The following is a 25,345-nucleotide window of genomic DNA, read 5'->3' as shown; positions in this document are numbered from 1 at the left end:
TTACTTCGCTGCCAGGCCCTTGACCCAGGTCTTGGCCGGCAGCTTGGTGTCGGCGGTGATCTGCGCCGCGCGCGCCGCCAGCGCCTCCAGGTCGATGGCGCGTTTGCGCTTGAAGGCGATCGCCACCACGTTACCATCATGTACCGGCGGCAGGCAAATGACTTGCTCGAACGCGAAATTCATCGCCTTGATGTTGCGCGCGTAACTCGGATGGTCGCCGAACAGGTTGACCGTCATGATGCCGTCGTCGGTCAGGCAGGCGTTGCAGGACTGGTAGAACTCGGCGCTGTCGAGCACCGGGCCGCGCGCAGTCGCGTCGTACAGGTCGACCTGCAGCACGTCCAGCAGGCCGGCGTTGGCTTCGTCGTTGACGTAGTCGAGCGCGTCCATTTCCACCACGCGCAGGCGCTCGTCGTTCTCAGGCAGCTTGAACATCGAGGCGCAGATCGTGATCACCGACGGATTGAGCTCGACGGCGGTGACGGCCGCCTCGGGGAAGGTGACGTAGCAGAACTTGGTCAGCGTGGCCGTGCCCAGGCCCAGCTGGGCGATCTGCGCCGGCTTGTCCAGCCACAGCATCCACGCCATCATCTGTTGCGCGTATTCCAGTTCCGGCCAGTTCGGCTTGCGGATGCGCATCGCGCCCTGCACCCATTCCGTGCCGAAGTGCAGGTAGCGCACGCCGTCCTGCTCCGACAGTGTCACCGGCGCATATTTGGGTTTGCGGGCCGGACGGGAGGATTCTTCTTTTTCGATGGATTTTCGTTTGATCAACATGGGGTGGGGGCAAAAGCAGCGGGCGACAGGAGGTGAACCCGCATTATCCCGCGATGCCTTACGGCAAAGCAAGCCTGAAAACGACACTGCCGGTCATCGGACCGGCAGTGCTGAGGGAGAAGCTGAAGATTAACGCTGCATCGGCTCGACGACCACGCGCAGGCGCACGCGCTCGCCCGGATCGTAGGACATCACGCTGGTGTAGTTGCGGCCGCGATAGTCGTAGGTGACTTCATAGCCGGAGGTGCGCGATTCCCAGTGGTCGACGGTGCGGCACTGTTTCACTTGCTGTTCCTGCACGCCGCCGCTGTTGGGCGTGTTGGCGTTATCGATGCGGTCGCCGGCGACGGCGCCGGCGATGGCGCCCGCAGCGGTCGCGACCGAGCGGCCGGTGCCGCCGCCGACCTGGTTACCGGCCAGACCACCGATCAGGCCGCCGATGATGGCGCCGCCGACGCCGCGCTGCGGCGCGGGTTGCTGGACCTGCACGTATTCGGTGCGGCATTCCTGGCGCGGACGGTTGATCTGCTCCACTTGCGGGGTCACGCGAACGACCCGGCCGAAATCTTCAAAATCGGCAGCTTGAGCTTGAGCGGCGAAGGGCAGGGCGCCTACGCACAATACGGATGCGATCAGTTTGGCTTGCAAGTTCATTTGGTACCTCGTTTCAGTTGGGATGTCTGGGTTGGCATGTCAGGGATTCTGATATGGCATGGTAGGTATGTTAATCCCGCCGCCAGGCCATAACTAGTGCTAATCAAGTATCTGTGGCAACAAATTGTAACAGCGATCACAAATGGCCGTGCTGCGGCCCCGAGGGGGAAATGTGCCGATTTGACCCCTAAAACCCCGATAAAATGTTCTGTTTTTAACAAATATTGCGTGAGCCATCACATTCGTATTGATCTGGGAGGAACAACACGTTACCCTAATATGCGTATGGGATTCGAGAAACATATTGAATCAGCCATGGCGAACGCAGACCAGTTTGCCGTGTAAAGTGGACAGGTGCTCAAATTATTTACTCTTTAATTCACAAAATAGGCACGCTCGACAATAAAGTGGACACACCGTACATACCAGGTCAGATTGAGGGAAACACGAGTTTGCTAATGACCGTGCCGCCCAACCTCGTGCAATCGATCCGCGCCTTCCGCGTGGTCGACCTGCAGGAAGAGGCGGCCCGCCTTGGGCATCACTTCCTGTACGCGCACTGCATCGCCGGCGCGACCAAGCAGCAAGTCCTGGGCATCATTGCCGAGTCGTTCCTGTTCCCCAAGGGTATAGGCAAGAATTTCGATGGTTTGCGGACAACATTGACCGAAACCATGGCCGGCGCCGGCACCCAGGAGGGTTTCCTGGTGGTGCTGGAGCAATTGCCCAATACCCAGAAATTTGACAAGGAAGCACGGGAAACCCTGCTGGATGTCTTCCGCGACGCTGCCGATTACTGGGCCGACAAGAAAGTCCCGTTCCGGGTATTTTACTCCTTCGAGTAAGCCCGCACTCCCTCCCGCGCCAGCGTAGGAGCGGGCGCGCTGCGCCCCGGGCTGTCCTGCTGCATTGCAACAAATCTTGTTCAGTTGTAGTCCCGACTGCCTGAACAAGGTACAATGTCGGCCTATGAAAAACATCGTCATCCTGATTTCCGGTCGCGGCAGCAATATGGAAGCGGTGGTCCGCGCGGCGCAGGCCGAGCGCTGGCCCGCCCGGATTGCCGCCGTCATCAGCAACCGCGCCGACGCCTCCGGGCTGGCGTTCGCTGCCGAACACGGGATTCCGACGGCCGTCGTGGCCAACAAGGATTACGCCAGCCGCGCCGAATTCGACGCCGCCCTGCAAACCGTGATCGACGGCTTCCAGCCCGATCTGGTGGTGCTGGCCGGCTTCATGCGGATTTTGACGGAGCAGTTTGTCGCGCATTACGCCGGCCGCATGCTCAACATCCATCCTTCGCTGCTGCCGCTGTTCCCCGGCTTGGCGACCCACGCGCAGGCGCTGGCCGCCGGCGTGGCGGAGCATGGGGCGACGGTGCATTTCGTGACGGCCGAACTCGATCACGGGCCGATGGTGGCGCAAGCCGCCGTGCCCGTGTTGCCCGACGATACGGTCGAAACCCTGTCCGCCCGCGTGCTGCAGCAGGAGCATGTGATTTATCCGCGGGCGATACGCTGGTTTGTCGAAGACAGGTTGACGATAGCGCAGGGCGCGGTCCACGTGGACCACACAAAGTAAAACTAACCAAGGATTTCCATGAGATTGCCACCAGCGATACTCGCCAACGCCGAAGAAGTGTTGCGCGAGATTTTGCGCTTTGCCGCGCCGGCCGACACCACCCTGTCGCGCTATTTCAAAGACCACCATCGCCTGGGCGGCCGTGAGCGCGGCGCCATCGCCGAGTGCATCTACAACGTGCTGCGCAACAAATCGTTTTATACCGATTTCTCCGAAGCGGGTGGCGGCGCCACCATGCGCCGCCTGACCCTGCTGGGCATGGCGGACGCGGTCGGCGTCGAGTCGTTGGGCGGGCTGACCGAGGATGAGGTGTCCTGGGTCGAGCGCATCCTGCAGATCGACCGCAAGGTGATGCACAAGTCCAGCCGCTCGAACATGCCGAAGTGGCTGTTCGACAAGCTGGTCGAGCAGATGGGCGAGGAGGAAACGCTGGCGCTGGCCGACGGCATGAACTCGCCGGCGCCGCTGGACCTGCGCGTCAACGCCATGAAGGCGACCCGCGAGGAAGTGGCGGCCAAGCTGCTGGAAGCGCCGATCCGCAGCACGCCGACCCCGTTCGCGCCGCTGGGTCTGCGCGTGACGCAAAAGCCTGCGCTGCAGAACCTGCCGCTGTTCAAGGAAGGCCATATCGAGGTGCAGGACGAGGGCAGCCAGATCCTGTCGGCCATCGTCGGCGCCAAGCGCGGCGAGATGGTGGTGGACTTCTGCGCCGGCGCCGGCGGCAAGACGCTGGCGCTGGGCGCGACCATGCGCAACACCGGCCGCCTGTACGCGTTCGACGTGTCGGAGAAGCGCCTGGCCAAGCTGAAGCCGCGCCTGGCGCGCAGCGGCCTGTCCAACGTGCATCCGGTGCAGATCGCGCATGAGCGCGACGCCAAGATCAAGCGTCTGGCCGGCAAGATCGACCGCGTGCTGGTCGACGCGCCGTGCTCGGGCCTGGGCACCCTGCGCCGCAATCCGGACGTCAAGTGGCGCCAGCAGCCGAGCGCGATCGGCGAACTGCAGGTCAAGCAGGCCGCCATCCTGGACGGCGCGGCCCGCCTGCTGAAGGGCGGCGGCCGCCTGGTGTACGCCACCTGCAGCTTCCTGGACGACGAGAACGACTTCATCGCCAAGCAGTTCCTGGACACCCATCCGGACTTCGAGCTGGTGCCGATGAACAAGGTACTGGCCGAACAGCGCATCGAGCTGGAGATGGGCGACTACCTGAAGCTGCTGCCGCACAAGCACCAGACCGACGGCTTCTTCGCCGCCGTGTTCGAGCGCAAGCCGATGGCCAAGAAGGTTGTCGTCAAGGATGAAGAGGAAGCCGCCGCCGAGTAAGCGGCCGCACGTCTCATCGCAAAAGGCCGGGGTTCCGGCCTTTTTTACGTTAATCTACTCACCTTTGCCATCACACCCAGCACTTATGACCCAGCAACAACCTCTGCTCAATCTGATCGACGACCTGACCGGCGACCTGCAAGATCCCAGCCGCTTGTGGCAACTCGCCGCCATCATCGGTTCCGTGGTGCTGGGCTGGGGGCTGGCGCGGCTGCTGAAGAAACGCTTTGGCCGCCAGGAAGTGCAGGGCGGCATGCTGGGCTTCGGCGTGGAGAGTTTCGGCCGCGTGATGGCGCCGCTGGCCGTGGTCTGCCTGCTGGCGCTGTCGCGCGTGGCGCTGGCCAAGTATCATTTCCACGTCAACCTGGTCAAGGTGGCGCTGCCCATCTTCGGCTCGCTGGTGGTGATCCGCTTTGCCGTCTACCTGCTGCGCCGCGTGTTTGCGCGCCACGGCCAGATCAGCGCCACCATGCTGGCGTTCGAGAAGGTGTTCCAGTTGCTGGTGTGGCTGGCCTTCGTGCTGTATATCACCGGCCTGTACCAGGACGTGTTCGACTTCATGGACAACACCATCCTGCCGCTGGGTAAGTACAAGGTGTCGCTGGCCGACATCCTGCAGGCGACCGTTTCGGTGATCGTGCTGCTGATGCTGGCGCTGTGGGCCGGCGCGGCGCTGGAAGAGCAGCTGATGAAGGTGCAGGGCATGCACACCAACCTGCGCGTGGTGGTGGCGCGCACGGCGCGCGCGCTGCTGATCCTGGTGGCGGTGCTGATGAGCCTGTCGCTGGTGGGCATCGACCTGACCGTGCTGTCGGTGTTTGGCGGCGCGCTTGGCGTCGGCCTGGGCTTGGGCTTGCAGAAGATCGCCAGCAACTATGTGTCCGGCTTCGTTATTTTGCTGGACCGCAGCCTGACCATCGGCGACATGATCACGGTCGACAAATACAGTGGTCGCGTGACGCAAATCAACACCCGCTACACCGTGCTGCAAGGCTTGGACGGCGTGGAATCCATCGTGCCGAACGAGATGCTGGTGTCGGGCGCGGTGCAGAACTCGTCGCTGTCGAGCAGCATGTTGTGGATCTCGACCAAGGTCTCGGTGGCCTACGATACCGATGTCGACCGGGTGCTCAAGCTGCTGGAGGAAGCCGCGCTGACGGTGGACCGCGTGTTGAAGGAGGAGAAGCTGCCGTCGGCGCAACTGCTGAGCTTTGGCGCGGACGGGTTGGATCTGCAGGTGGGCTTCTGGATCAACGACCCGCAGAACGGCCGTGGCGGCGTGACCTCGGACGTCAACCGCGCGATCTGGCGCGCGCTCAAGGAGAACAATATCTCCGTCCCATTCCCGCAACGGGAAATGCGCATACTCGGCCCTGTGCCGGAGCAATTTGCCGCCCCGGAAAGCACGACCGTGCCGAAGAAAACGGCAGTGACTGACGGAAATCCTTCCGCAAATCACGTTTAATTCAGCGTACAATGAAGCCCAAGAGTAATACTGACGGACTTCCTGCGCCTGTTCGAAACGCAATATTGTCGGAACGACCGTACAGCGAGACACGCCCACTTTGGAGTAGTAATGATTTTTAGTTTATACGATGTACTGGATTTTTTGGCCAACGGCGTCACCCGACTCACCGCATGGCAAGTATTTTTCTATACGCTGGTGGTCACCCACATCACCATCGCCAGCGTCACCATCTACCTGCACCGCCACCAGGCGCACCGCGCGCTGGAGCTGCACGCCATTCCCAGCCATTTCTTCCGCTTCTGGCTGTGGCTGACCACCGGCCAGGTGACCAAGGAATGGGCGGCGATCCACCGCAAGCACCATGCCAAATGCGATACCGAGGAAGATCCGCACAGCCCGGTTACCCGCGGCATCAAGAAGGTTTTCTGGCAAGGCGCCGAGCTGTATCGCGCTGAATCGAAGAACCTGGAAACCATGGAGAAGTATGGCCATGGCACGCCGACCGACTGGATCGAGCGCAACCTGTACACCCGCTTCAGCTGGCAGGGTGTGGCTGCGCTGCTGGTGATCAACGTCATCCTGTTCGGCGTGATCGGCATCACCGTGTGGGCCGTGCAGATGATGTGGATCCCCGTGACGGCGGCCGGCATCATCAACGGCATCGGCCACTACTGGGGCTACCGCAACTACGATTGCGCCGATGCCGCCACCAACATCATCCCGTTCGGCATCTTGATCGGCGGCGAAGAGTTGCACAACAACCACCACACCTTTGCCACCTCGGCCAAGCTGTCGTCGAAGTGGTATGAGTTCGATATCGGCTGGGGCTATATCCGCGCGCTGGAAATGATGGGCCTGGCCAAGGTGAAGAAACGCGCACCGGAGCCGAAGTTTGCAAAAGGCAAGGTGGAGGCCGACTTCGACACGCTGCAATCGGTGATCGCCAACCGCTACGACGTGATGGCCAAGTACGCGAAATCGGTCAAGCATGCATGGAAAGAAGAGTTCGAGCACCTGAAGGACAAGGCCCAGCTGGAGGCCCGTTTCCTGAAGTCGTCGCGCAAGCTGCTGCAGCGCGAGCCGGGCAAGCTGGAAGCGCCGCAACAGCAACAGCTGGTGGAACTGTTCCAGCACAGCAAGGCGCTGGAAACCATGCACAATATGCGTGTGGAACTGGGCGTGATCTGGGAGCGTTCGCATTTCACCCGCGACCAGTTGCTGCACAAGCTGCAAGACTGGTGCAACCGCGCGGAGGCGTCGGGCATCAAGTCGCTGCAAGATTTCTCGCTCCGCCTGCGCAGCTACGCATAAGAAAGTATTGATACAATTGAACGGCCCCGAATCTTCGGGGCCGTTTTTCATTCAAGGAGCAATATGCGATTGCGAACTTATCTGGCGGCCCTGATGTTGGCCTTGCCGCTGTGCGGCGCGCATGCCGCCGACTGGACCGTGCGCTTCGACGGCGCCGGGCCGCTGAAGATCGGCATGCGTTTCGATGCCGTCAATAAAGTGCTGGGCGATCACATGGAACGCACGCCGAAGGAATTGCGCGGCTCGCCGAACTGTTTCCAGCTGGAGCCGGCGCGCCAGCCTGGTTTGCTGCTGATGTTTGTCGGCGACGTGTTGAAGCGGGTGGACGTGATGGAGGAGGGCATCTCATCCGAGCGCGGCATCGGCCTGGGCGACCCGGTGGAAAAGATACGGCAAGCCTACGGCGAGGCGGTCACCTCCGCGCCGCAGGCCTACGACGACAGCGAGCAGACCCTGACCGTCAAGGCTGGCGGCGGACAATATGCGATCCGCTTCGACACCAGCAAGGGCAAGGTCGGCGCGATCTACGCCGGTGCCTGGAAGGAAGTGCAGTACGTCGAGGGCTGCCTGTAAAAAGAAAAAAGCCGCTGAGCTGATGCTGAGCGGCTTTTTTGCGAGAAGCGAAGATCGGATTACTTGATCTTGGTTTCTTTGAACATGACGTGCTTGCGAGCTTTAGGATCGAACTTCATGATCTCCATTTTAGCTGGCGTAGTACGCTTGTTCTTGGTGGTGGTGTAGAAGAAACCCGTACCTGCGGTCGATTCCAGTTTGATTTTGTCGCGGCCAGTTTTTGCCATGGTAGCTCCCTAATTAGACTTTTTCGCCACGGGCGCGCATGTCGGCCAGTACGGCATCGATGCCGACTTTGTCGATTACGCGCAGACCAGCGTTGGACAGACGCAGGGAGACCCAGCGGTTTTCAGATTCAACAAAAATACGACGGTTCTGCAGGTTAGGCAGGAAACGACGTTTGGTTTTGTTGTTTGCGTGGGAAACATTGTTGCCGACCATCGGCTTCTTCCCAGTAACTTGGCAAACACGTGCCATAACGCACTCCTTAAAAGACATTCCACAATTGGAAAAACAAGAGTATATCCAAAAAACTCAGCTTTTTCAATGACTTGTGAAAAACAATTGTGTCTTGAATATCTGAAAAAATTTAACAATTGTGAATTCGCTCGTAAACCCTTGAGCCCATAGGGGTAAACTCATAGCTGGCCGTGCTCGGCAAACGAGTGAACCTGGTGGCCGGCCACCACAAAATGGTCGAGGATGCGGATATCGACCAGCGCCATGGCCTGCACCAGCGCCCGCGTCAGCAGCAGGTCCGATTCGCTGGGATCGGGCGTGCCGGATGGATGGTTGTGCGCCAGCATGATGCTGGCCGCGTTGCAGGCCAGCGCCGCCTTGACCACTTCCCTCGGATAAACACTGGTATGCGTCAGGGTGCCCCGAAACATTTCACGGACTTCGATCAGGCGGTTCTTCACGTCCAGGAACAGGACGTGGAAGGATTCGCAGGCGTGGCCGCGGAACAGGATGCGCAGGTATTCCTTGACCGCCTTGGGCGAGCCCAGCGCCTGCCCGCTCTTGATTTCCTCCAGCATGGCGCGCCGCGCCAGCTCCATCACCGCCTGCAACTGGGCGAACTTGGCTGGGCCGAGGCCGTTAATGGCGGAAAATTCCCGCAGGCTGGCCCCGAACAAACCTTGCAGCGAGCCAAAATGGTGCACCATCTCCTGTCCCAGTTGCACCGCATCCTTGCCGGGCACGCCGATGCGCAGGAAGATGGCCAGCAACTCCGCGTCCGTCAGCGCGGTGGCGCCTTCTCGTATCAGGCGCTCGCGCGGGCGCCGGTCCATCGGCCAGTCCAGGATGGGCATGGGGGTCTCCGGTAATCGTTCTCCCGTCGATTATCGGCGCGCCGGCGCGGGCGGTACTAACCCTGCTCAAAGGCGCAGGAAAAGCTTCTTTCGGTAGAGCGCCAGCAGCAGCGTGCCCAGCACCACCACCAGCCCGGCGGAGTAGGTGACCGAGGCAATGCGGGCGTCGGCGATCAGTCCGCCCAGGCCGTGCGCCAGGCTGTCATGCCAGGATTGGCCGGCGTTCAGCGGCAGTTGCAGCACGCAATCAAGCAGGCTGATGGCGACAAAGGCTAGCGTGGCATTGGCGCCGAACGCCAGGATAACGCTGGCGCCGGCCGTCGCGCGCCGCAGCAGCACCAGCGCCAGCAGCGAAAAGCCGGAGGACAGCAGGGCGAAGCTCGGCGTCCAGATTTTCTTGACCACCGGAAGCCAGGGACCCAGCGCGAAGCCGGCCACCAGCAGCACCACGGCGGCCAGCGCCAGTGGGCGCCAGGCATCGCCGCCACGGTGCAGCACCAGTCCCGCCGCCAGGCCGGCCAGCACGTTGACCAGCGCGCCGACGGTCGACAACAGGCCCTCGGGCTCGTACGTGACCTGGCCGTTGGTCAGGCCGTAGGGCCACAGGTGATTGATGCCGAGCACGGCGCGGTCGATCACGGCCGGCAGCGAGTGGACGGAATCGAAGCAGGCGCGGCCGCAACCGGGCGCGTCCCAGGCCAGCAGCAGGGCGCCGTAGGCCGCCGCCACGGCCGCCGCGGCCAGCAGCACGGAGCGCAGCGGCAGCAGGAAGCCGTCCGCAGTGCGCCGGCCCAGCGCCAGGGCCAGCGCGCCGGCGGCCAGGTAGCAGATGCCGATGCGTTGCAGGATGCCCATCAGCCGCACGTGCGCGAAGTCAAACGAGGGCAGCAGGTTCAGCACCAGTCCCAGCAGGAACAGCGCGGCCGAGCGCCGCGCCAGGTAGGCCAGCACGTCGGCGGCGGGGCGGTCGCCGGCGCGCTTGAGCAGCGAGTAGGGCATGGCCGCGCCCACGCAGAACAGGAAGCTGGGGAAGATCATGTCGGCCAGCGCGAAGCCTTGCCAGTCGGCATGGGTCAGCACGCGGAAGCGGTGGTCCCAGTCGCCGGCGTAGGCGACCAATATCATGCCGATGACGGCCAGTCCACGCAGCATATCAATAGCGGCAACCCGCTGACGGGGCTGTATTTGCATGATCTTCCTTTCGGTGGCCAGAAAACGTTACGAATATGCCCATGAAAACGTTTTCAGTCAATCCTTTGCGCACTTGGCGGGCGCCGGCGGCCAGGTGGCTTACAATAGAGGTTTTGCCAGCTCAACGAATCTCACGTCATGTCTAACGCGCAACCTGCCGTCGTCACCCAGTCGGCCTATCTCACCCTGCACTACCGCCTGGCCTCGCTGGACGGCACCGATATCGTCACCACCTTCAACGGCAATCCTGCCACGCTGATGCTGGGCCAGGGCCAGCTGGCGCCGGTGCTGGAGGAACTGTTGATCGGCCTGCCCGAGGGCACGCACAAGACCTTCGACCTGGAACCGGGCGTCGGCTTCGGCCCGCGCAACCCGGAACTGGTGCGCGAAGTCACCCGCGCCACGCTGGACGAGAACTCGATGCCGGGCGCCGACTACAAGGTGGGCGACCTGGTCGACTTCGCCGCGCCGGGCGGTGGCCGCTTCGCCGGCATCCTGCGCGAGCTGGGCGATGAAACCTGCCTGTTCGACTTCAACCACCCGCTGGCCGGCCAGCCGCTGAAATTCGAAGTCCAACTCATTTCCGTGCTGTGAGGAAGTCATGAGCGATAAAGAAATCCTGTTGGCCCAGCCGCGCGGCTTTTGCGCCGGCGTCGACCGTGCCATTGAAATCGTCGAGCGCGCGCTGACCCAGTTCGGCGCGCCCATCTATGTGCGCCACGAGATCGTGCACAACGCCTATGTGGTGGAAGACCTGCGCAACAAGGGCGCCATCTTCATCGAGGACCTGGACGACGTCCCGGCCGGCAATACGCTGGTGTTCTCGGCGCACGGCGTGTCCAAGGCGGTGCGGGCGGAAGCGGAATCGCGCGGCCTCAGCATCTTTGACGCGACTTGCCCGCTGGTGACCAAGGTGCACGTGGAAGTGGCCAAGATGCGCAAGCAGGGCTGCGAGATCATCATGATCGGCCACGACGGCCATCCGGAAGTCGAAGGCACCATGGGCCAGACGGAAGAGGGCATGTACCTGGTCGAGACCGTGGCCGACGTGGACAAGCTGAACGTCACCAAGCCCGAGCAACTGGCGTATGTTTCCCAGACTACCTTGTCGGTGGACGACACCGCCGACATCATCGAAGCGCTGAAGCGCAAGTATCCGGCGATCATCGAGCCGAAGAAGGGCGATATCTGCTACGCCACCACCAACCGCCAGGAAGCGGTGAAGTTCATGGCGCCGCAAGTGGAGCTGTTGATCGTGGTCGGCAGTCCGAATAGTTCCAATTCCAACCGCCTGCGCGAAGTGGCGGAAAAGAAGGGCACGCCCGCCTACATGGTCGACAACGCCACCCAGATCGATCCGCTCTGGCTGGAAGGCAAGGTGCGCGTGGGTGTCACCGCTGGTGCATCGGCGCCCGAGGTGTTGGTGCAAGCGGTCATCGACCGCCTGAAGGAATTGGGCGCACGCAGCGTGCGCACGCTCGACGGCGTGCAGGAAGCCGTCACTTTCCCGTTGCCCAAGGGCCTGGACGGACAAAAAGCCATACCAGGCGGGGGCGCGGTTTAACCAATTTTCGGATGAAACGGAATTTAATTCCGCGTTTTCCCGTTATTCCGCAGTTAGTTTTTCGGAAATCTCGTTATCATTGCCTCGCTCTCAAAAAGTTGTCGTTTCGGCTTATAAATGCGAGGGCGGTACGCAGGAGACGAATATCGGTTCAGGCACGGAATTTGCATCGTGAACGCGTAGTCAACGGCGGCACTACGGAGACGTACTCCGGGGTGCCGTTTTTGTTACCTGAACCGGTTGTGCAGGCAAAACTAAAAAGTAAAGGCACTCTTCATGGATACTTTTATCCAACAAATTATTAACGGACTGGTGCTAGGCAGCATGTACGCCCTGGTCGCGCTGGGCTACACCATGGTGTACGGCGTGCTGAACCTGATTAACTTCGCGCACGGCGACGTGCTGATGATCGGCGCCATGACCGGCCTGACCATCCTCAAATACCTCAACGAATACGCGCCGGACCTGCCGGGCTACGTCAAGCTGGCGATCGCCATCGGCGGCGCCATCCCGGTGTGCATGCTGGTCAACATCGTGATCGAGCGCGTGGCCTACCGCCGCCTGCGCAACGCGCCACGCCTGGCGCCGCTGATCACCGCGATCGGCGTGTCCATCCTGCTGCAGACCATCGCCATGATGATCTGGACCCGCAACCCGCTGGCCTTCCCGCAACTGCTGTCGTCGGAACCGATCACGGTCGGCGGCGCGCTGATCTCGCAGACCCAGATCCTGCTGCTGGCGCTGGCCACGATGTCGATGGCCGGCCTGGTGCTGCTGGTGGAGAAAACCAAGATGGGCCGCGCCATGCGCGCCACGGCGGAGAATCCCCGAGTCGCCGGCCTGATGGGCGTCGATTCCAACAAGGTCATCGTCGCCACCTTCGCGCTGGGCGCGGCGCTGGCCGCCGTGGCCGGCGTGATGTGGGGCGCCAACTACGCCTCGATCCAGTTCGCGATGGGCTTCGTGCCCGGCCTGAAAGCCTTCTCGGCCGCAGTGCTGGGCGGCATCGGCAACATCTACGGCGCGATGATCGGCGGTATCGTGCTCGGCATCATCGAGAGCCTGGGCGCCGGTTACATCGGCGACCTGACCGGTGGCTTCCTCGGCAGCCACTACCAGGACATCTTTGCCTTCGTCGTGCTGATCATCGTGCTGACGGTGCGTCCGTCCGGCATCATGGGCGAGCGCGTTGCGGATCGTGCCTAAGCGGAGGAACTGAACATGGCTATTTTGAATTTCGACACCACCCGCAACCCGCGCAAGGCCTACAGCAGCATGGCTGTGGTCCTGATCGGCCTGCTGGTCTTCCCGTTCGTCGCCTCGCAGTTCGGCAACTCGTGGGTGCGCATCATCGACATGGCGCTGCTGTACATCATGCTGGCGCTGGGCCTGAACATCGTGGTCGGTTTCGCCGGCCTGCTGGACCTGGGCTACATCGCGTTCTACGCGGTGGGCGCCTACATGACCGGCCTGCTGGCCTCGCCGCAGTTCGCGACGCTGCTGGAATCGCTGATCAATGAATACCCGGTTGTCGGCAACTCGCTGGTGGCCATTCTGGGACCGGACATCCAGCAAAACGGCATTCACCTGTCGGTATGGCTGATCGTACCGCTGGCGGCCGCGCTGGCCGGCTTGTTCGGCGCCTTGCTGGGCGCGCCGACGCTGAAGCTGCGCGGCGACTACCTGGCCATCGTGACGCTGGGCTTCGGCGAGATCATCCGCATCTTCATGAATAACCTGAACGAGCCGATCAACTTCACCAACGGCCCGCAGGGCATCAACCTGATTGACCCGATCCGCGTGTTCGGCGTCAACCTGGCAGGGGAGGCGGGCTCGCGCGCCACCGTGGTGATCGGCGGCTTCTCCATGCCGTCGGTGAACGCCTACTACTTCCTGTTCCTGTTCCTGTGCGTGGCGGTGGTGTTCGTCACCTCGCGCCTGCAGCACTCGCGCCTGGGCCGCGCCTGGGTCGCGATCCGCGAGGACGAGATCGCCGCCAAGGCCATGGGCATCAACACCCGCAACGTCAAGCTGCTGGCGTTCTCGATGGGCGCCTCGTTCGGCGGAATCGCCGGCGCGATGTTCGCCTCGTTCCAGGGCTTCGTGTCGCCCGAATCGTTCTCGCTGACCGAGTCGATCGCCGTGCTGGCGATGGTGGTGCTGGGCGGTATCGGCCACATTCCCGGCGTCATCATGGGCGGCGCGCTGCTGGCTGCCTTGCCGGAAGTGTTGCGCCACGTGGTCGAGCCGCTGCAGGAAAAACTGTTCGGCCATGTGCTGATCGAAGCCGAAGTGCTGCGCCAGCTGCTGTACGGCCTGGCGATGGTGCTGATCATGCTGAACCGTCCGGCCGGCCTGTGGCCCGCGCCCAAGCATGAGGACCGTCCCGACGGCGACTCCGACACCAAAGATCAATCGTCCGGCACCGTGGCGGCCTGAGGAAAGCATACATGAGCGAACAAGTCATTCTCAACATCGCCGGCGTCAACAAGCGCTTCGGCGGCTTGCAGGCGCTGACCGATGTCGGCATCAAGATCATGAAGGGCCAGATCTACGGCCTGATAGGCCCGAACGGCGCCGGCAAGACCACTTTCTTCAACGTCATCACCGGCCTGTACCAGCCGGACACCGGCACCTTCGAGCTGGCCGGCAAGCCGTATTCGCCGTCCGCGCCGCATGAGGTGGCCAAGGCCGGCATCGCCCGCACCTTCCAGAACATCCGCCTGTTCGGCGAGATGACCGCGCTGGAGAATGTCATGGTCGGGCGCCACGTGCGCTCGCACCAGGGCGTGTTCGGCGCCGTGTTCCGCCACAAGGCGGCGCGCGAGGAGGAGGCTGCCATCCGCAAGCGCGCGCAGGAGCTGCTGGACTTCGTCGGCATCGGCCAGTTCGCCAGCCGCACGTCGCGCTTCCTGTCGTACGGCGACCAGCGCCGCCTGGAAATCGCCCGCGCGCTGGCCACCGATCCGCAACTGCTGGCGCTGGATGAACCGGCGGCCGGCATGAACGCCACCGAGAAGCTGGCGCTGCGCGAGCTGCTGGTCAAGATCAAGAACGAAGGCAAGACCGTGCTGCTGATCGAGCACGACGTCAAGATGATGATGGGCCTGTGCGACCGGCTGATGGTGCTGGAATACGGCAAACCGATCGCCGAGGGCCTGCCGGCGGAAATACAAAGTAATCAGGCGGTTATCGAAGCCTACCTGGGAGGATCGCACTAATGGGCGACAATGTTCTTAAAGTATCGGGACTCAAAGTCGCGTACGGCGGCATCAAGGCCGTCAAAGGTATCGATCTGGAAGTGAACAAGGGCGAGCTGGTCGCCTTGATCGGCGCCAACGGCGCCGGCAAGACCACTACCTTGAAAGCCATCACCGGCACGCTGCCGCCGTGCAAAGTCGAGGGCACGGTCACCTATCAGGGCGAGTCGCTGAAGGGCAGCAAGTCCTTCCACCTGGTCGAGAAGAAGCTGGCCATGGTGCCGGAAGGGCGGGGCGTGTTCACCCGCATGTCGATCCAGGAAAACCTGATGATGGGCGCCTACACCCGCGACGACAAGGCGGGCATCGAGGCCGACATCGCCAAGTGGTTCGACGTGTTCCCGCGCCTGAAGGAGCGGGCTGCGCAGATGGCGGGTACGCTGTCGGGCGGCGAGCAGCAGATGCTGGCGATGGCGCGCGCGCTGATGTCGCATCCCAAGCTGCTGTTGCTGGACGAGCCGTCGATGGGCCTGTCGCCGATCATGGTCGAGAAGATTTTCGAAGTGATCCGCAACGTCTCGAAAGAGGGCATCACGATCCTGCTGGTGGAGCAGAACGCCAAGCTGGCGCTGCAGGCGGCACACCGCGGCTATGTCATGGATTCAGGCAACATCACCATGACCGGCAACGCCAAGGACATGCTGGACGACCCGCGCGTTAAAGCCGCCTATCTCGGCGAGTAATCGGGCGAAAAAAAAACCGTGTGGCTTGCGACGATCTTGAGCGTCGCAGGCACACACGGTGTTTTGCAGGAACCGGCGCCCTACCGCGCCGGTATTCCTTGATTACTTCTTGGCTGGAGCAGCTTTTGCGGCAGCGGCGGTGAACTGGTTCACGGCCGAGGTCAGGTTCGATTCGATCGACTCGACAGCCTGCTTGGCGGTCTTGGCGAACTGCTCGTAACCGGCGTTGGCGTTGCCGATGGCCGATTTCAGGATGGCGACGGCGTTTTCCGAACCGGCTGGGGCGTTCTTGCTCACTTCTTCCACCAGCGAGATGACTTTGCGGTTGGTTTCAGCGATCTGGGTTTCAGCAGCTTTGCTGAATTCAGCACCGGTGCTCGAAGCGATGGTCGCCAGGTGACGGCCGTAAGCGATGGTTTTTTCTGCGCTAGGCTGGGCTTGTGCCGAAGCCAGCGAGAAGAATTCTTGTGGATCTTTGGCCGACAGCAGTTGCTTGGTGGTGATCGACGACTCTTCCAGCGATGCCTTGGCGGCGGTCAGGTTCAGGTCGACGAACTTCTCCACGCCTTCGAAAGCCTTGTTGGTCAGGGCCGAGAAAATCGCGAATTGAGCTTCAAAGTTAGCTTTGGTCGCATTGGAAAATTGCTCAGGGATTGAAAACATTTAAATCTCCAGGAAAGTAGTCATTGATTAAGTACTGCTGTTTCTACAGCCGGTGAGAAACAGGCAATCCACGTTTCAGACCGAACAACAAATTGTGCAACGCAACAAACCCGATTTTACGGCCTTCAAAAATTAAGTCAAGCGATTTTTTGTGCATTGCATCAAAGAACCGACTCTAGCCGGAAGAAAGCATTTCCCCAGGGAAAATGCCGCCTGGCCGGTGGCGAAATCCCTGCCGTGATAGACTTGCATCCTGTCGAGTCGGCGCCGCAAACCGGCGCCGATTTCCTTTCAATTTGCAAGCAGGTTTGACCGGCTCACCCATGTCCAACACCCCCAGCGCCGCCGTACCCGTCAAACACGCCACTTTCCTGTCGCCGCTGCCGCTGTTTTTCGTGTTGTTGTGGAGCAGCGGATTCATCGTCGCCAAGTTCGGCCTGCCGTATGCGCCGCCGCTGACCTTCCTGGTGATGCGCTTCCTGGGCGTGCTGCTGTTCCTGGTGCCGGCCGTGTTGCTGCTGAAGGCGCCCTGGCCGCACGGCAAGATCTGGCAGATCGCCTTGGCCGGATTGCTGGTGCAGGCCGGCTATCTGGTCGGCGTCTGGTGCGCCATCAAGCTGGGCATGCCAGCCGGCTTGTCGGCGCTGATCGTCGGCATGCAGCCCATCCTGACCGCCTTCGCCGCGCCGCTGATCGGCGAGAAGGTGTTGCCGCGGCAGTGGCTGGGGCTGGTCTTCGGCTTGGCCGGGGTGGGGCTGGTGGTGGCCGCCAAGATCAAGCTGACCGGCCTGCCGGTCGACGCCATCCTGCTGTGCGTGCTGGCGCTGCTGTCGATCACCGCCGGCACGCTGTACCAGAAGCGCCATTGCCCGCAGTTCGACCTGCGCACCGGCACCGTGATCCAGTTCGCCGCCTCGCTGGTGGTGGTGCTGCCGCTGGCGGTCTTTTTTGAAGGCCTGGGGCCGGACTTTGCTGCGGTGCAGTGGACGCCGCGCTTCATCGGCGCCTTGCTGTGGTCGGTGATGGGCCTGTCGATCGGCGCCATCTTCCTGCTGTTCGCGTTGATACGCCGCAGCGACGCCACGCAAGTCACCAGCCTGCTGTACCTGACACCGCCCACCACCGCCGTCATGGCCTGGCTGATGTTCGGCGAGGCTTTCAACGCCCTCGGCATAGCGGGGATGGCGCTGGCGGTCACTGGTGTGATATTTGTAGTCAAGAAAACCAAATAAAGCGAGGCCCCATGATTTCCACTCCCGACCAGCAAGCGGTGGACGCCGCCATCACCAGCCGCCGTTCGATCCGCGCCTATTTGCCGCAGCCCGTCGCGCGCGAGGACGTCGCGCAGATCCTGCGAGTGGCGGCGCGGGCGCCGTCCGGCACCAATACCCAGCCGTGGAAGGTCTACGTGCTGGACGGTGAGCGCAAGCGGCAATTGTCGGCGGCGATCCTGGCCGCGCACAACGACCCGGAGCAAGCCAAACAGCACACCGAGGAATACGCCTATTACCCGCGAGAATGGGTCTCGCCCTTCATCGAGCGCCGCCGCAAGGTGGGCTGGGACCTGTACGCGCTGCTGGGCCTGACGCGCGACAACAAGGCCGGCATGGCCGCGCAACATGGACGCAACTATGAATTTTTTGGTGCGCCGGTGGGTCTCATCTTTACCATCGACCGCATCATGGAGCAGGGTTCCTGGCTGGACTATGGCATGTTCCTGCAAAACATCATGGTGGCGGCGCGGGCCAGGGGCCTCGACACTTGCCCGCAGGCGGCCTTTACCCAGTATCATAAAATCATAGGCAAAGAGCTGGGTTTGCCGGACAATGAAACCGTCGTGTGCGGCATGGCGCTCGGCTACGCCGACAGCTCGAAAATCGAAAATTCGCTGGTCACCGAGCGGATGGCGGTTGAGGAATTTGTTAAATTTGTTGGTTAGCACTAGCTTGTCTAAAGCGTACTGAGCGCTATTGCGTCGACGCAACCATCGATGCTCGCAATGTTAAATTTGCTTGCGCTTGTCCGGCGTTTTGCTACACTGCAACAGTACTTTCGCTTTCTGTGCAGTGCTTTTTTTCGGGGATATGAATGTCTAAACTAGCTTTGAGTGTGCTCATTTCGCTGATGTTCGCTTCCACGGCGCTCACCGCGACAGCCGCCCAGGCGGCCGATGGCGCTGCTCCGAAAAAACACCACGTGAAGAAGGTCAAGGCCCGCGGGCCGGTGCGCGTGGCCGCCGCCGAACCGGGCGAGCGCGTGGTCAAGCGCGTGGTCATGGTCCATGGCCGCCGCAAGGTGGTGTACCAGCGCATGATCGTTGCCGCGCCGCCGGTGCCGACGATGGGCGACCTCGCCGGCCTGAACATGACGCACGACCCGCTGGACCTCAAGTCCAACGTGGCGCTGGTGCTGGACCAGGCCAATTCCGAAGTGCTGTTTGAAAAGAATTCCAACGTCGCCCTGCCGATCGCCTCGATCACCAAGATGATGACCGGCCTGATCGTGGTCGAAGCCAAGCAGAACATGGACGAGATCCTGACCATCACCGACGAGGACGTCGACCGCGAAAAGTTCAGCAGCTCGCGCCTGAAGGTCGGTACCCAGCTGAGCCGCGCCGACATGCTGCACATCGCCCTGATGAGCTCGGAAAACCGCGCCTCCTCGGCGCTGGGCCGTAACTATCCGGGCGGCAAGCCCGCATTTGTCGAGGCGATGAACGCCAAGGCGCGCGAACTGGGCATGGTCGACACGCACTACGTCGATTCCAGCGGCTTGTCGAAAATGAACGTGGCCAGCGCGCGCGACCTGGCCAAGCTGGCGATGGCCGCGTATCAGCAACCCATCCTGCGCCAGTATTCGACCGACGCCAAGGCCATGGTGGAAACCAACGGCCGTCCGATGCAGTTCGGCACCACCAACCACCTGGTGGCCAGCCCGGACTGGGCGATCGGCTTGCAGAAAACCGGCTTCATCAACGAAGCGGGGCGCTGCCTGATGATGCAGGCGGTGATCGAAGGCCGCTCGGTGATCATGGTGTTCCTCGATTCCAAGGGCAAGCAGTCGCGCACCGCCGATGCCGGCCGCATGCGTAAATGGCTGGAGGCGCTGAAGCCGGCCGGCCTCAGCGCACCGGCGGCTTATTCGACCGGGATGTAACCGAGCGTGGCGGAAATCTGGTTGGCGGTCGCGACCAGGTCTTCCAGCCACTCGTCCTGCAGGCGGTCGGCCGGCGCCGAGATCGACAGGCCGGCAATCAGCTTGCCGCTGTCGTCGTGGATGCCGGCGGCCATGCAACGCACCCCCAGCTCCAGCTCCTCATTGTCGCGCGCGTAGCCGCGCGATTTCACCAGGTTCAGCTCGCGTTCGAGCTTGACCAGATCCGTGATCGAATTCTTGTTGTGGCCGGCCAAACCGGTGCGCGTGGCGTAGGCGCGGATGGCTTTCGGCTCGTCCACCGACAGGAACAGCTTGCCGGTCGAGGTCAGATGCAGCGGCCCCCGGCCGCCGATGGCGCGCACCACCTGCATGCCCGAGCGTTCCGAGAAGGCGCGGTCGATGTAGACGATCTCGTCGCCCTGGCGAACCGACAGGTTGATGGTCTGCTGGGTTTTTTTGTGCAGTGCACGCATGAAATCCAGCGCGGCCTCGCGCACCGACAGCCGGCTCTTGACCACATTGCCCAATTCCAGCAGCCGCATGCCCAGCCGGTAGGTGCCCGGTTCGATGCGGTCGACAAAGCGCGTGAGCACCATATCGTTGAGAATGCGGTGGGCGGTGGAGGGGTGTAGCCCGGAAACCTTGGATAATTCCTTCAGGCTAACGGGGTCGGGATATTTGGCCAGCGCATCGAGTAGCGCCACCATGCGCTCGATCACCTGGATAGTGGTCTTTTGCTCAGGAACGGTTTCGATTTTCATGATGTGGTTGGTGCGGTGCAGTATGCGATAGATACTTTATACCATAATGTGAAAAAAATGGGAATTGATGCATAATGATACATTCTCTATTTGTGGCTTATTCATGGAACCAGTGAGCGAATTCAAGAGCAAGAGTGGCCTGAAACGTATCTTTTCGGCCTTTTTATACTCCGTGGACGGCTTTAAATCGGCCTGGCGGCATGAACATGCGTTCCGCCAGGAAGTGAGCGTGTTCGTGGTCGGCACCCTGATCGCGTTGATCCTGCGCATCTCGGCGTTTGAAAAATTGATGTTGATTGGTGTATTGATGCTGATTTTGATCGTGGAACTGATCAATTCATCCATCGAGGCGGTGGTGGACCGGGTATCGCTGGAGCGCCATCCGCTGTCCAAGAACGCCAAGGACTTCGGCAGCGCCGCTGTTCTGCTGACCTGCCTGCTGGCGGCCGGGGCCTGGGGTGTGGTGCTGTTCAACCGCTTTTATTGAACGCATATAAGGTTTGGGTATATTGAACGGCTAAAAGCTTAGTTCTCATTTATAAAGGACAGTCTTAATCTGAAGACCTTCATTACCAGGGGAATCAGATGCTGTCCAAAAAAATACTCGCTGCTGCTGTTCTTGCCGTCACCGCCATCGCACCAGCCTTGGCCGCCGAAGTCTCCTTGCTGAACGTCTCGTACGATCCTACGCGCGAGCTGTACCAGGACGTCAACACCGCCTTTGCCAAGGAGTGGAAAGCCAAGACCGGCGACGTGCTGAAGATTAAGCAATCGCACGGCGGCTCCGGCAAGCAGGGCCGCGCCGTGATCGACGGCCTGGAGGCGGACGTGGTGTCGCTGGCGCTGGCCTACGACATCGACGCCATCGCCGAGCGCAAGCTGCTGGCGCCGGACTGGCAGAAAAAGCTGCCGCACAACAGCACGCCGTACACCTCGACCATCGTGTTCCTGGTGCGCAAGGGCAATCCCAAGGGCATCAAGGACTGGAGCGACCTGGTCAAGCCCGGCGTGGCCGTCATCACCCCGAATCCGAAAACGTCCGGCGGCGCCCGCTGGAACCACCTGGCCGCCTACGGCTACGCGCTGCGCCAGCCGGGCGGCAGCGAGGCGTCGGCCAAGGATTTCCTGAGCAAGCTGTACAAGAACGTGCCGGTGCTGGATTCCGGCGCGCGCGGCGCCACCACCACCTTTGTCGAGCGTGGCATCGGCGACGTGCTGATCGCCTGGGAAAACGAGGCGCTGCTGGCGGTCAAGGAACTGGGGCCGGCCAAGTTCGACATCGTTGCGCCGTCGGTGTCCATCCTGGCCGAGCCGCCGGTGGCCGTGGTCGACAAGGTGGTCGACAAGCGCGGCACCCGCAAGGTGGCCGAGGCCTACCTGAACTTCCTGTACACCGACGAGGCGCAGGAAATCATCGCCAGGAATTACTACCGTCCGGCCGTGGAAAAGGAGGCGAAGAAATACGCCGCCCAGTTCCCGAGCGTGAAGTTGTTCAGGTTGTCCGATGTGGCCGGCGACTGGACCAAGGCCCAGAAGGTGCACTTCGCCGACGGCGGCCTGTTCGACCAGATCTACCAGCCCAGGTAAGCCGGACCGAAGGCCTTGAAACGTTGTATTTTTTAGCAGAAAAGGCGCAGAATAGTGCCTTCACGTCCACCTGAACCTCACATTTCCTTACGGAGCTGATTATGACGATACGACTGGGCGATACCGCCCCTGATTTTGAACAAGACTCTTCCATCGGCAAGCTGCATTTCCACGAGTGGGCAGGCAATTCCTGGGTGGTGCTGTTCTCGCACCCGGCCGACTTCACGCCGGTCTGCACGACCGAGCTGGGCCTGACCGCCAAGCTGAAACCAGAATTTGACAAGCGCAACGTCAAGGCCATCGCGCTGTCGGTCGACCCGGCCGAATCGCACACGGCGTGGATCTCGGACATCGAGCAAACCCAGGACACCGTGGTGGGCTTCCCCATCATCGCCGACGCGGACCGTAAAGTCTCGACGCTGTACGACATGATCCACCCGAACGCCTCGGCCACCGCCACCGTGCGCACGCTGTTCGTGATCGACCCGGCCAAGAAGGTGCGCCTGAGCCTGACCTACCCGATGAGCACCGGCCGCAATTTTGACGAAGTGTTGCGTGTAATCGACGCTTTGCAGTTGACCGATGGTTACACCGTGGCCACGCCAGGCAACTGGAAAGATGGCGACGACGTCATCATTCCGCTGACCGTGCAAGACCCGGACGTGCTGAAACAGAAGTATCCAAAGGGCTTTACCGCAGTTCGTCCTTATTTGCGAGTCACTCCTCAACCGAACAAATAATGCCCACGTTGAGAAAATGCGTATAAGCAAATAAGGATTGCGTTGTTTGGATATTCCCTTAGAGTAGGTACTCTGCGATCTACTCTTGGGGATTTGCATGGATTTGTCCTTTGTCGCATCTGGTTTCGCTGTCGGCCTGCTGGTCGGCATGACCGGCGTGGGCGGCGGCTCGCTGATGACGCCGCTTTTGACGCTGTTGTTCGGCGTGTCGCCGGCGGTCGCGGTCGGCACCGACCTGGCGTTCGCCTCGCTGACCAAGGGCGTCGGCACCTTCACCCACCGCATGCGCGGCACGGTGCATTGGGAAATCGTGCGCCGCCTCTGTCTCGGCGCCTTGCCTGCCGCCCTGGTGGCCAGCCTGGCCCTCAAACATTTCGGTACGCTCAACCAGGAAATCGGCCTGGTGATCCGCTACATGATCGCCGGCTCGGTGATGCTGACCGTGGTCGCTCTGATGTTCAAGCGCAAGATGCTGGCCTGGATCATGGCCGAGCCGTCGCGCCAGCTGCAGGGCAGTGCGCTGACCATCGCCACCATCATCGCGGGCGCCGTTCTGGGCACGCTGGTGACGATCTCCTCCATCGGCGCCGGCGCCATCGGCGCGACGCTGCTGGTGATGCTGTATCCGCGCCTGAGTGCCGCAGAAGTGGCCGGTACCGACATCGCCTACGCCGTGCCGCTGACGGCCATCGCCGCCATCGGCCACTGGTGGCTGGGCTCCATCAATTGGAGCTTGCTGCTGACCTTGCTCGTCGGCTCGCTGCCCGGCATCACCATCGGTTCCTACGCCGCGCGCGCCGTGCCAGAGCGCCTGCTGCGCGGCCTGCTGGCCTTCACCCTGGTCGCGGTGGCGGCCAAGCTGGTGTCTTAAAATCCATATAGCTTTACCGTCTAACCAAATGAAAAATGCTTCGTTTGTAATATGAAGCCTTGATGAGATTATGCAGCCCTTATAGAAGAATTTGTAATAAGGGAGCGTACATGTCTGCAGTTCTCGCTGCGCCCGCCACGGCGCCAGCCGCCGCCAGGGGCGCGCCTTTCCGCGTCATGCCGGGGTTCCGGCTGTCGCTGGGCTTCACCATTTTCTACCTGACGCTGATCGTTTTGATCCCGCTGTCGGCCGTGTTCCTGAAGACCTTCACCCTCAGCTGGGACGGCTTCTGGAGCGCGGTGACGTCGGCGCGCGTGGTCGCCTCCTACAAGCTGACCTTCGGCGCCTCGCTGCTGGGCGCCTTGGTCAACGTGGTGTTCGGCGGCATCGTCGCCTGGGTGCTGGTGCGCTACGAGTTTCCCGGCAAGCGCATCATCGACGCGCTGGTCGACCTGCCGTTCGCGCTGCCCACCGCCGTGGCCGGCATCACGCTGACCGCGCTGTATTCGGCCAACGGCTGGTTTGGCCGCTTCCTCGAAGGCACGCTGGGTTTCAAGGTGGCGTTCACGCCGGTCGGCGTGGTGGTCGCGCTGACCTTCATCGGCTTGCCGTTCGTGGTGCGCACCGTGCAGCCGGTGCTGGAGGACGCCGAGCGCGAACTGGAAGAGGCCGCCGCCAGCCTTGGCGCCAACGCCTGGCAGACCTTCACCCGCGTGGTGTTCCCGACCATCCTGCCGTCGTTGATGACCGGCTTCGCGCTGGCCTTCGCGCGCGCCACCGGCGAGTATGGCTCGGTCATTTTCATCGCCGGCAATATGCCGATGGTGTCGGAAATCACGCCGCTGTTCATCATCACCAAGCTGGAGCAGTACGACTACGCCGGCGCCACCGCGATCGCGGTGGTGATGCTGGTGGTGTCCTTCGTCATGCTGTTGACCATCAACCTGTTGCAAGCCTGGGCTCGCGGAAAGTCGGGGAAATAATGAGCGGCATTCCAACCACAAGCACGCGCCGAGGCGCGCCGGCGCCACACACGCTGGAGCCCTGGTGGGTGCGCATCGTGCTGATCGCCGTCGCGTTGACCTTCCTGACACTGTTTCTGTTCGTGCCGCTGGTGGCGGTGTTTGTCGAAGCCTTCCGCAAGGGCTGGGAAGCGTACGCGGCCGCCATCATCGAGGACGATGCGATCTCGGCCATCAAGCTGACGCTGATCACGGCGGTGATCGCCGTGCCGCTGAACCTGGTGTTCGGCGTGGCGGCCTCGTGGTGCATCGCCAAGTTCGAGTTTCGCGGCAAGAGCATCCTGCTGACGCTGATCGACCTGCCGTTCTCGGTGTCGCCGGTGATCTCCGGCCTGATCTACGTGCTGCTGTTCGGCGCGCAGGGCTGGTTCGGCCCGTGGCTGCAGGAGCACGACATCAAGATCCTGTTCGCGGTGCCGGGCATTGTGCTGGCCACCATCTTCGTCACGTTCCCGTTTGTCGCGCGCGAGCTGATCCCGCTGATGCAGGCGCAGGGCAGCGAGGAGGAGGAGGCCGCCATCGTGCTGGGCGCGTCCGGCTGGGACACCTTCCGCCGCGTCACGCTGCCCAACATCAAGTGGGGGCTGCTGTACGGCGTGATCCTGTGTAACGCCCGCGCGATGGGCGAGTTCGGCGCGGTGTCGGTGGTGTCCGGCCACATCCGTGGCGAGACCAACACCGTGCCGCTGCAGGTCGAGATCCTCTACAACGAATACAACTTTGCCGCCGCCTTTGCCGTGGCCTCGCTGCTGGCCTTGCTGGCGCTGGTGACGCTGGCCCTGAAATCCTTTATCGCCTGGCGCCTGAACGAATCGATCGCCGACGACGCGCGTCCAACGGAGTAATG

At 61.9% G+C, this 25,345-nt stretch carries 29 protein-coding genes; 21 read left to right on the top strand and 8 right to left on the bottom strand.

Features of this window, described 5'->3' with window-relative positions:
• Window positions 1-777: a spermine/spermidine synthase domain-containing protein gene (locus ACUJB0_RS13400; RefSeq protein ID WP_444845649.1), complete on the bottom strand. Its 777-nt coding sequence runs from the start codon at window positions 775-777 to the stop codon at window positions 1-3.
• A gap of 129 nt (window positions 778-906) precedes the next feature.
• Window positions 907-1,431 carry a glycine zipper 2TM domain-containing protein gene (locus ACUJB0_RS13395; protein ID WP_161089332.1) on the bottom strand — a complete coding sequence of 175 codons (525 nt, stop codon included), beginning with the start codon at window positions 1,429-1,431 and terminating at the stop codon, window positions 907-909.
• 458 nt (window positions 1,432-1,889) lie between these two features.
• Here ACUJB0_RS13395 and ACUJB0_RS13390 point away from each other — a divergent pair, with 458 nt between their 5' ends.
• From ACUJB0_RS13390 to ACUJB0_RS13365, 6 genes are all read left to right on the top strand, one after another.
• The gene (locus ACUJB0_RS13390; RefSeq protein WP_444845648.1) at window positions 1,890-2,276 is read left to right on the top strand and encodes a barstar family protein; all 387 of its coding nucleotides are present in this window, start codon (window positions 1,890-1,892) and stop codon (window positions 2,274-2,276) included.
• Between the two features lie 124 nt (window positions 2,277-2,400).
• Complete coding sequence (gene purN, locus ACUJB0_RS13385; protein ID WP_444845647.1) at window positions 2,401-3,012, top strand: phosphoribosylglycinamide formyltransferase; 612 nt, start codon at window positions 2,401-2,403, stop codon at window positions 3,010-3,012.
• Between the two features lie 18 nt (window positions 3,013-3,030).
• Window positions 3,031-4,335, top strand: coding sequence for an RsmB/NOP family class I SAM-dependent RNA methyltransferase (locus tag ACUJB0_RS13380; RefSeq protein ID WP_444845646.1), 1,305 nt, complete (start codon window positions 3,031-3,033; stop codon window positions 4,333-4,335).
• Window positions 4,336-4,420: 85 nt separating this feature from the next.
• Entirely contained in the window at window positions 4,421-5,800 is a 1,380-nt protein-coding gene (locus tag ACUJB0_RS13375) for a mechanosensitive ion channel family protein (RefSeq protein WP_444845645.1), read from the top strand.
• A gap of 111 nt (window positions 5,801-5,911) precedes the next feature.
• On the top strand, window positions 5,912-7,114 hold the full coding sequence (locus ACUJB0_RS13370; RefSeq protein WP_444845644.1) for a DesA family fatty acid desaturase: 1,203 nt from the start codon (window positions 5,912-5,914) through the stop codon (window positions 7,112-7,114).
• 63 nt (window positions 7,115-7,177) lie between these two features.
• Window positions 7,178-7,687: a hypothetical protein gene (locus ACUJB0_RS13365; RefSeq protein WP_444845643.1), complete on the top strand. Its 510-nt coding sequence runs from the start codon at window positions 7,178-7,180 to the stop codon at window positions 7,685-7,687.
• A gap of 59 nt (window positions 7,688-7,746) precedes the next feature.
• Here the strand turns inward: ACUJB0_RS13365 and rpmG are convergent, their stop codons facing one another.
• The 4 genes from rpmG to ACUJB0_RS13345 all read right to left on the bottom strand — a co-directional run bounded on the left by rpmG (window position 7,747) and on the right by ACUJB0_RS13345 (window position 10,191).
• Window positions 7,747-7,914 carry a 50S ribosomal protein L33 gene (gene rpmG, locus ACUJB0_RS13360; protein WP_008451489.1) on the bottom strand — a complete coding sequence of 56 codons (168 nt, stop codon included), beginning with the start codon at window positions 7,912-7,914 and terminating at the stop codon, window positions 7,747-7,749.
• Window positions 7,915-7,927: 13 nt separating this feature from the next.
• Window positions 7,928-8,164: a 50S ribosomal protein L28 gene (rpmB, locus tag ACUJB0_RS13355; protein WP_008451488.1), complete on the bottom strand. Its 237-nt coding sequence runs from the start codon at window positions 8,162-8,164 to the stop codon at window positions 7,928-7,930.
• A 161-nt stretch (window positions 8,165-8,325) separates the two neighbouring features.
• Window positions 8,326-9,000, bottom strand: a complete 675-nt coding sequence (gene radC, locus ACUJB0_RS13350) for a RadC family protein (protein ID WP_444845642.1) — start codon at window positions 8,998-9,000, stop codon at window positions 8,326-8,328.
• A 66-nt stretch (window positions 9,001-9,066) separates the two neighbouring features.
• Entirely contained in the window at window positions 9,067-10,191 is a 1,125-nt protein-coding gene (locus ACUJB0_RS13345) for a heparan-alpha-glucosaminide N-acetyltransferase domain-containing protein (protein WP_444845641.1), read from the bottom strand.
• Window positions 10,192-10,329: 138 nt separating this feature from the next.
• On the opposite strand from ACUJB0_RS13345, the gene ACUJB0_RS13340 reads away from it, so the two are divergent.
• The 6 genes from ACUJB0_RS13340 to ACUJB0_RS13315 all read left to right on the top strand — a co-directional run bounded on the left by ACUJB0_RS13340 (window position 10,330) and on the right by ACUJB0_RS13315 (window position 15,698).
• Window positions 10,330-10,785, top strand: coding sequence for an FKBP-type peptidyl-prolyl cis-trans isomerase (locus tag ACUJB0_RS13340; RefSeq protein WP_161082850.1), 456 nt, complete (start codon window positions 10,330-10,332; stop codon window positions 10,783-10,785).
• A 7-nt stretch (window positions 10,786-10,792) separates the two neighbouring features.
• The gene (ispH, locus tag ACUJB0_RS13335) at window positions 10,793-11,755 is read left to right on the top strand and encodes a 4-hydroxy-3-methylbut-2-enyl diphosphate reductase (protein WP_444845640.1); all 963 of its coding nucleotides are present in this window, start codon (window positions 10,793-10,795) and stop codon (window positions 11,753-11,755) included.
• Between the two features lie 276 nt (window positions 11,756-12,031).
• Window positions 12,032-12,961 (top strand): branched-chain amino acid ABC transporter permease, encoded by a 930-nt coding sequence (locus tag ACUJB0_RS13330; protein WP_444845639.1) that lies wholly within the window; start codon window positions 12,032-12,034, stop codon window positions 12,959-12,961.
• 15 nt (window positions 12,962-12,976) lie between these two features.
• Window positions 12,977-14,194, top strand: a complete 1,218-nt coding sequence (locus ACUJB0_RS13325; RefSeq protein WP_444845638.1) for an ABC transporter permease subunit — start codon at window positions 12,977-12,979, stop codon at window positions 14,192-14,194.
• 11 nt (window positions 14,195-14,205) lie between these two features.
• A complete protein-coding gene (locus ACUJB0_RS13320) occupies window positions 14,206-14,976 on the top strand; it encodes an ABC transporter ATP-binding protein (RefSeq protein ID WP_444845637.1) in 771 nt (256 codons plus the stop codon).
• Window positions 14,976-15,698 carry an ABC transporter ATP-binding protein gene (locus ACUJB0_RS13315; RefSeq protein WP_444845636.1) on the top strand — a complete coding sequence of 241 codons (723 nt, stop codon included), beginning with the start codon at window positions 14,976-14,978 and terminating at the stop codon, window positions 15,696-15,698. The genes ACUJB0_RS13320 and ACUJB0_RS13315 overlap by 1 nt, the downstream gene beginning before the upstream one ends.
• Window positions 15,699-15,800: 102 nt before the next feature.
• Here ACUJB0_RS13315 and ACUJB0_RS13310 read toward each other — a convergent pair whose 3' ends face one another.
• Window positions 15,801-16,361, bottom strand: a complete 561-nt coding sequence (locus ACUJB0_RS13310; protein ID WP_116990480.1) for a phasin family protein — start codon at window positions 16,359-16,361, stop codon at window positions 15,801-15,803.
• A 323-nt stretch (window positions 16,362-16,684) separates the two neighbouring features.
• Here ACUJB0_RS13310 and ACUJB0_RS13305 point away from each other — a divergent pair, with 323 nt between their 5' ends.
• From ACUJB0_RS13305 to pbpG, 3 genes are all read left to right on the top strand, one after another.
• On the top strand, window positions 16,685-17,593 hold the full coding sequence (locus ACUJB0_RS13305) for a DMT family transporter (protein ID WP_444845635.1): 909 nt from the start codon (window positions 16,685-16,687) through the stop codon (window positions 17,591-17,593).
• A gap of 11 nt (window positions 17,594-17,604) precedes the next feature.
• Entirely contained in the window at window positions 17,605-18,300 is a 696-nt protein-coding gene (locus tag ACUJB0_RS13300) for a nitroreductase (RefSeq protein WP_444845634.1), read from the top strand.
• Between the two features lie 149 nt (window positions 18,301-18,449).
• Window positions 18,450-19,517, top strand: a complete 1,068-nt coding sequence (gene pbpG, locus ACUJB0_RS13295; protein WP_444845633.1) for a D-alanyl-D-alanine endopeptidase — start codon at window positions 18,450-18,452, stop codon at window positions 19,515-19,517.
• On the opposite strand, the gene ACUJB0_RS13290 is transcribed toward pbpG, so the two are convergent.
• A complete protein-coding gene (locus ACUJB0_RS13290) occupies window positions 19,499-20,278 on the bottom strand; it encodes an IclR family transcriptional regulator (protein ID WP_117011714.1) in 780 nt (259 codons plus the stop codon). The genes pbpG and ACUJB0_RS13290 overlap by 19 nt on opposite strands.
• A gap of 103 nt (window positions 20,279-20,381) precedes the next feature.
• Here ACUJB0_RS13290 and ACUJB0_RS13285 point away from each other — a divergent pair, with 103 nt between their 5' ends.
• From ACUJB0_RS13285 to cysW, 6 genes are all read left to right on the top strand, one after another.
• On the top strand, window positions 20,382-20,765 hold the full coding sequence (locus ACUJB0_RS13285) for a diacylglycerol kinase (protein WP_161082870.1): 384 nt from the start codon (window positions 20,382-20,384) through the stop codon (window positions 20,763-20,765).
• A gap of 98 nt (window positions 20,766-20,863) precedes the next feature.
• Window positions 20,864-21,865, top strand: coding sequence for a sulfate ABC transporter substrate-binding protein (locus ACUJB0_RS13280; protein ID WP_444845632.1), 1,002 nt, complete (start codon window positions 20,864-20,866; stop codon window positions 21,863-21,865).
• Window positions 21,866-21,966: 101 nt separating this feature from the next.
• Window positions 21,967-22,605 carry a peroxiredoxin gene (locus ACUJB0_RS13275; RefSeq protein WP_444845631.1) on the top strand — a complete coding sequence of 213 codons (639 nt, stop codon included), beginning with the start codon at window positions 21,967-21,969 and terminating at the stop codon, window positions 22,603-22,605.
• A gap of 97 nt (window positions 22,606-22,702) precedes the next feature.
• The gene (locus tag ACUJB0_RS13270) at window positions 22,703-23,476 is read left to right on the top strand and encodes a sulfite exporter TauE/SafE family protein (RefSeq protein WP_161082839.1); all 774 of its coding nucleotides are present in this window, start codon (window positions 22,703-22,705) and stop codon (window positions 23,474-23,476) included.
• A gap of 110 nt (window positions 23,477-23,586) precedes the next feature.
• The gene (gene cysT, locus ACUJB0_RS13265; protein ID WP_444845630.1) at window positions 23,587-24,459 is read left to right on the top strand and encodes a sulfate ABC transporter permease subunit CysT; all 873 of its coding nucleotides are present in this window, start codon (window positions 23,587-23,589) and stop codon (window positions 24,457-24,459) included.
• Window positions 24,459-25,343 carry a sulfate ABC transporter permease subunit CysW gene (gene cysW / locus ACUJB0_RS13260; RefSeq protein ID WP_444845629.1) on the top strand — a complete coding sequence of 295 codons (885 nt, stop codon included), beginning with the start codon at window positions 24,459-24,461 and terminating at the stop codon, window positions 25,341-25,343. The genes cysT and cysW overlap by 1 nt, the downstream gene beginning before the upstream one ends.
• Window positions 25,344-25,345: the final 2 nt, after the last annotated feature.

Source organism: Duganella caerulea (assembly GCF_040362985.1).
Classification (GTDB): domain Bacteria; phylum Pseudomonadota; class Gammaproteobacteria; order Burkholderiales; family Burkholderiaceae_D; genus Rugamonas; species Rugamonas vulcania.
This window is presented reverse-complemented; position numbering and strand designations above follow the sequence as displayed.

What these genes read in the sequence shown, in the direction of transcription:
- ACUJB0_RS13400 (WP_444845649.1), bottom strand. Translation starts at nt 777, where the DNA reads ATGTTGATCAAACGAAAATCCATCGAAAAAGAAGAATCCTCCCGTCCG.
- ACUJB0_RS13395 (WP_161089332.1), bottom strand. Translation starts at nt 1,431, where the DNA reads ATGAACTTGCAAGCCAAACTGATCGCATCCGTATTGTGCGTAGGCGCC.
- ACUJB0_RS13390 (WP_444845648.1), top strand. Translation starts at nt 1,890, where the DNA reads ATGACCGTGCCGCCCAACCTCGTGCAATCGATCCGCGCCTTCCGCGTG.
- purN (WP_444845647.1), top strand. Translation starts at nt 2,401, where the DNA reads ATGAAAAACATCGTCATCCTGATTTCCGGTCGCGGCAGCAATATGGAA.
- ACUJB0_RS13380 (WP_444845646.1), top strand. Translation starts at nt 3,031, where the DNA reads ATGAGATTGCCACCAGCGATACTCGCCAACGCCGAAGAAGTGTTGCGC.
- ACUJB0_RS13375 (WP_444845645.1), top strand. Translation starts at nt 4,421, where the DNA reads ATGACCCAGCAACAACCTCTGCTCAATCTGATCGACGACCTGACCGGC.
- ACUJB0_RS13370 (WP_444845644.1), top strand. Translation starts at nt 5,912, where the DNA reads ATGATTTTTAGTTTATACGATGTACTGGATTTTTTGGCCAACGGCGTC.
- ACUJB0_RS13365 (WP_444845643.1), top strand. Translation starts at nt 7,178, where the DNA reads ATGCGATTGCGAACTTATCTGGCGGCCCTGATGTTGGCCTTGCCGCTG.
- rpmG (WP_008451489.1), bottom strand. Translation starts at nt 7,914, where the DNA reads ATGGCAAAAACTGGCCGCGACAAAATCAAACTGGAATCGACCGCAGGT.
- rpmB (WP_008451488.1), bottom strand. Translation starts at nt 8,164, where the DNA reads ATGGCACGTGTTTGCCAAGTTACTGGGAAGAAGCCGATGGTCGGCAAC.
- radC (WP_444845642.1), bottom strand. Translation starts at nt 9,000, where the DNA reads ATGCCCATCCTGGACTGGCCGATGGACCGGCGCCCGCGCGAGCGCCTG.
- ACUJB0_RS13345 (WP_444845641.1), bottom strand. Translation starts at nt 10,191, where the DNA reads ATGCAAATACAGCCCCGTCAGCGGGTTGCCGCTATTGATATGCTGCGT.
- ACUJB0_RS13340 (WP_161082850.1), top strand. Translation starts at nt 10,330, where the DNA reads ATGTCTAACGCGCAACCTGCCGTCGTCACCCAGTCGGCCTATCTCACC.
- ispH (WP_444845640.1), top strand. Translation starts at nt 10,793, where the DNA reads ATGAGCGATAAAGAAATCCTGTTGGCCCAGCCGCGCGGCTTTTGCGCC.
- ACUJB0_RS13330 (WP_444845639.1), top strand. Translation starts at nt 12,032, where the DNA reads ATGGATACTTTTATCCAACAAATTATTAACGGACTGGTGCTAGGCAGC.
- ACUJB0_RS13325 (WP_444845638.1), top strand. Translation starts at nt 12,977, where the DNA reads ATGGCTATTTTGAATTTCGACACCACCCGCAACCCGCGCAAGGCCTAC.
- ACUJB0_RS13320 (WP_444845637.1), top strand. Translation starts at nt 14,206, where the DNA reads ATGAGCGAACAAGTCATTCTCAACATCGCCGGCGTCAACAAGCGCTTC.
- ACUJB0_RS13315 (WP_444845636.1), top strand. Translation starts at nt 14,976, where the DNA reads ATGGGCGACAATGTTCTTAAAGTATCGGGACTCAAAGTCGCGTACGGC.
- ACUJB0_RS13310 (WP_116990480.1), bottom strand. Translation starts at nt 16,361, where the DNA reads ATGTTTTCAATCCCTGAGCAATTTTCCAATGCGACCAAAGCTAACTTT.
- ACUJB0_RS13305 (WP_444845635.1), top strand. Translation starts at nt 16,685, where the DNA reads ATGTCCAACACCCCCAGCGCCGCCGTACCCGTCAAACACGCCACTTTC.
- ACUJB0_RS13300 (WP_444845634.1), top strand. Translation starts at nt 17,605, where the DNA reads ATGATTTCCACTCCCGACCAGCAAGCGGTGGACGCCGCCATCACCAGC.
- pbpG (WP_444845633.1), top strand. Translation starts at nt 18,450, where the DNA reads ATGTCTAAACTAGCTTTGAGTGTGCTCATTTCGCTGATGTTCGCTTCC.
- ACUJB0_RS13290 (WP_117011714.1), bottom strand. Translation starts at nt 20,278, where the DNA reads ATGAAAATCGAAACCGTTCCTGAGCAAAAGACCACTATCCAGGTGATC.
- ACUJB0_RS13285 (WP_161082870.1), top strand. Translation starts at nt 20,382, where the DNA reads ATGGAACCAGTGAGCGAATTCAAGAGCAAGAGTGGCCTGAAACGTATC.
- ACUJB0_RS13280 (WP_444845632.1), top strand. Translation starts at nt 20,864, where the DNA reads ATGCTGTCCAAAAAAATACTCGCTGCTGCTGTTCTTGCCGTCACCGCC.
- ACUJB0_RS13275 (WP_444845631.1), top strand. Translation starts at nt 21,967, where the DNA reads ATGACGATACGACTGGGCGATACCGCCCCTGATTTTGAACAAGACTCT.
- ACUJB0_RS13270 (WP_161082839.1), top strand. Translation starts at nt 22,703, where the DNA reads ATGGATTTGTCCTTTGTCGCATCTGGTTTCGCTGTCGGCCTGCTGGTC.
- cysT (WP_444845630.1), top strand. Translation starts at nt 23,587, where the DNA reads ATGTCTGCAGTTCTCGCTGCGCCCGCCACGGCGCCAGCCGCCGCCAGG.
- cysW (WP_444845629.1), top strand. Translation starts at nt 24,459, where the DNA reads ATGAGCGGCATTCCAACCACAAGCACGCGCCGAGGCGCGCCGGCGCCA.